Below are 3,009 nucleotides of genomic sequence, written 5' to 3' on the forward strand. Positions count from 1 at the left end.
AGACTCAGCAAGTTGACAGTGCCGCCTCGCGACTTCCTCATAGCCCTGCCCGGAGAACAGACACATGGCGAGCACGAAATAGACCACGACCCGGGCCGGCAGCAACCGCGACCGCTGTTCCACACGCCCGCACTCCGCAACCGCCTCATCCACCAGCCCGGGCGGAAACACACGCGTCAGAGCACCCAGAGCAATCCGGTCCGACAAACGCTCGCTCGACGACTTCACCTGTCCAGGCCTCGGCACACCACAACCAATGACACCCCACCACCAAAGTCACTGGTATTGGGTCTAAGGCGAGACCCCTGCGCAGCATCGGAGCGCGAGTGGTGCGGGCCGCTTCGATGCTGTACGTGCTCACCGCAATTGGAAGAGGAGCACGGGAGGTTCAGCCTTACGGCTGCGACGGCTTCGGCAACGTGAGGATTTCGGCTCCGTCCTTGGTGATGGCGATCGTGTGCTCACTGTGTGCCGTCCGGCAGCCCGTCGCGCTTCGGAGCGTCCACCCGTCGGCGTCGGTGACGAGTTTGGCGGTGTCCGCCATGACCCACGGCTCCAGTGCCAGCAGCAGCCCGGGGCGCAGTTTGTATCCACGGCCGGGCCGTCCGGTGTTCGCAACGTGCGGGTCCTGGTGCATCGTTGACCCGATGCCATGCCCTCCGAATTCGGTGTTGATCTCGTATCCGGCCTGGCTGAGGACTGTGCCGATGGCGTGGGAGATGTCGCCGATACGAGCTCCGGGTCTGGCGGCGGCGATCCCTGCAGCCAGTGCGCGTTCGGTTGCCCTGATCATCGCGACGCTCTCCGGGGGCTGCGCATTGCCTACGACGAAGCTGACGGCGGCGTCTGCAGCGACTCCGCGCTTGGAGACAGCAAGGTCAAGTGTGAGCAGATCGCCGTCGGCGAGCGTGTAGTCGTAGGGCCGCCCGTGGAGCACGGCGTCGTTGACGGCCGTGCAGATGTAGTGGCCGAACGGGCCACGCCCGAAGGATGGCGCGTAGTCGACGTAGCAGGACAGCGCTCCCGCCTCGGCGATCATGGTCTTGGCCCACCGGTCGATGTCCAGGAGGTTCGTGCCGATCGTGCTACGGCCCTTCAGTGCCTGCAGGATGTCTGCGACCAGGGCGCCTGTCTCTTTTGCTCGGGTCAGCAGGGCGGGGTTCAGGATCTCGATCATGTGCCACTTTCCTCACGGAACCAATAACTATACCGGCCAAACTATACCGGTACTAGAATCGGGGTCATGGTCAGACTGCCGCTCACTCCCGCAGAGGTCGCACGCGGCCAGCGCCTCGGCGCCCTCTTGCGTCAGGCCCGGGGAGAACGCTCGATGCTCGAGATTGCGCTCGACGCACGTGTCTCACCGGAGACACTCAGGAAGATCGAGTCGGGCCGCGTGGCCACCCCTGCCTTCCCGACCATCGCGGCGATCGCCGATGTCCTCGGCCTCTCCCTCGATGCGGTGTGGGCCGAGATCAGCCAGTCCGACTGTGGCGTTGGACCGGCGAACGCTGGTCACTGCGCACGTGAGCCGCTGACCGCGTAAGCCTCCATCCCACAGCTGCGTCGGGAAGTCGACACGAGGGGACGTCTCGGTCCGGCTCTCGCCCACTGCCCCCGGTCGGTACGAACGTGCCCCCAGGGTCGGGTGGCCGAGCGGCTGGGTCAGCACTCGCCGCACCGGATCCCAGCCCGTGCCGGCCAGATAGTCGCAGGGGATCAGCAACCACATGAGTTCCTCGTCGGAGGCGTCGTCGGCCGGCGGGGCCCCGGCCCGACAAGGGCCTCGGTCATCGCGGACCTCCGGCCAGCTCGCGCGGCGAGGGCACCCGGTCCACGGTCTGGCGCAACCGGCCCGGGTCGGGGTGCAGATACGGCTCGCTGCTGGAGAACCGGGCGTGGTCGAGGAGCGCGGCGATCTCGTCCAGAGTCCCGCCGACGTCCGCCACGTTGCTGGCCATTCCGTGCCGGAGCATGTGCGGGGCGACGACGCGCGAGAGCCGGGCCCGCTTCGAGAGCCGCTGCAGCAGCTCGGTGATGCCGTCCGGGCTCATCGGGGCGCCCAGCGGCTCGGCGAACAGGTTCACCAGCACGAAGTCGCTGCCCGTACCGTGCGGATGCGCCATGCGCTCCATCACGTACTGGTCGTAAGCCTGCACCACCAGGAAGTCGACCGGCTTGGCCCGCCCGCTGCCGGGCGGCTGCCGCTTCGCCCACGCCCCGTTCGCGTTCTCCCGCCGCAGCAGATGCAGGTGCGAGCTGGCCACCGGCAGCCCAGCGCGGTCGAGTCCGGCATGAAGTGCATGTCCTCGCACCGCAGTCCCGCCGCGCCGCCCCGGCGCAGTCCCGCCCGTCCCAGCAGCAGCACGACGAACCGGTCCCGGGCAGAGCGGCAGGCCAGGAACAACGCGATGATCTCGGCATCGGTCGCCCAGTCGCGCGGCTTGCGCGGCACCTGGACCCGGTGCCGGGCACGCAGCCGGTACCCGGTCATCTCGTCGCCGCGGGCCTCGGCCAGCAAGTCCCAGTCCTCGGCGACCTCGTAGAGCTGAGCAAACACGGCCTGCGGCACGCTCGTCGCGGTGATGCCGTGGACGATGAACTGCCGCACACCGGTCAGCACGTTCCCGATCCGCGTCGGCTGCCAGCACGGCTCCACCCCGGGGCCGGCGAACACCAGGCCCGCGCCCGTCGCTGTGCGGTCGATGCCGGTGGCGGGCACTGTCAACTTGCTGAGTCTGCCTGGGGGCCGATTATCGGGTTGATCGTGGGACGGCCGGGGAGGGACTGCTCGTGGAGTCTGGGGCGCCGTCGTACAAGGGCTTCCGGTACCCGGCGGAGTTCATCGCCCACTGTGTGTGGCTGTACCACCGCTTCCCACTCGGTTTCCGTGAGGTCGAGGAGCTCATGCTCGAGCTCGGCGTCGTCGTCTCTTACGAGACCGTCCGGCAGTGGTGCGCGAAGTTCGGGCCCTGAATATGCCCGCGAGCTCCGGCGCCGACGGCCCCG

General features: G+C 68.2%; 5 protein-coding genes and 1 pseudogene. 2 read left to right on the forward strand and 4 right to left on the reverse strand.

Annotated elements, in window-relative coordinates:
• Positions 1-258, reverse strand: a 258-nt coding sequence (locus ACFVX4_RS41845; protein ID WP_389988707.1) for a transposase domain-containing protein, incomplete at its 3' end; no start/stop codon positions are given.
• Positions 259-394: 136 nt separating this feature from the next.
• A complete protein-coding gene (map, locus tag ACFVX4_RS41850) occupies positions 395-1,177 on the reverse strand; it encodes a type I methionyl aminopeptidase (protein WP_389988695.1) in 783 nt (260 codons plus the stop codon).
• 66 nt (positions 1,178-1,243) lie between these two features.
• Between map and ACFVX4_RS41855 the strand changes: the two genes are divergently transcribed.
• Positions 1,244-1,546 (forward strand): helix-turn-helix domain-containing protein, encoded by a 303-nt coding sequence (locus ACFVX4_RS41855; RefSeq protein WP_389988698.1) that lies wholly within the window; start codon positions 1,244-1,246, stop codon positions 1,544-1,546.
• A 244-nt stretch (positions 1,547-1,790) separates the two neighbouring features.
• Here ACFVX4_RS41855 and ACFVX4_RS41860 read toward each other — a convergent pair whose 3' ends face one another.
• Positions 1,791-2,126 (reverse strand): tyrosine-type recombinase/integrase, encoded by a 336-nt coding sequence (locus ACFVX4_RS41860; protein WP_389988701.1) that lies wholly within the window; start codon positions 2,124-2,126, stop codon positions 1,791-1,793.
• Positions 2,127-2,134: 8 nt separating this feature from the next.
• Complete coding sequence (locus tag ACFVX4_RS41865; protein WP_389988704.1) at positions 2,135-2,728, reverse strand: hypothetical protein; 594 nt, start codon at positions 2,726-2,728, stop codon at positions 2,135-2,137.
• A gap of 65 nt (positions 2,729-2,793) precedes the next feature.
• Here ACFVX4_RS41865 and ACFVX4_RS41870 point away from each other — a divergent pair.
• Positions 2,794-3,009 (forward strand): annotated as a pseudogene (locus tag ACFVX4_RS41870) (IS6 family transposase); the annotation flags it as partial.

The sequence above is a fragment of the Streptomyces sp. NPDC058240 genome (assembly GCF_042882135.1).
Lineage (GTDB): Bacteria > Actinomycetota > Actinomycetes > Streptomycetales > Streptomycetaceae > Streptomyces.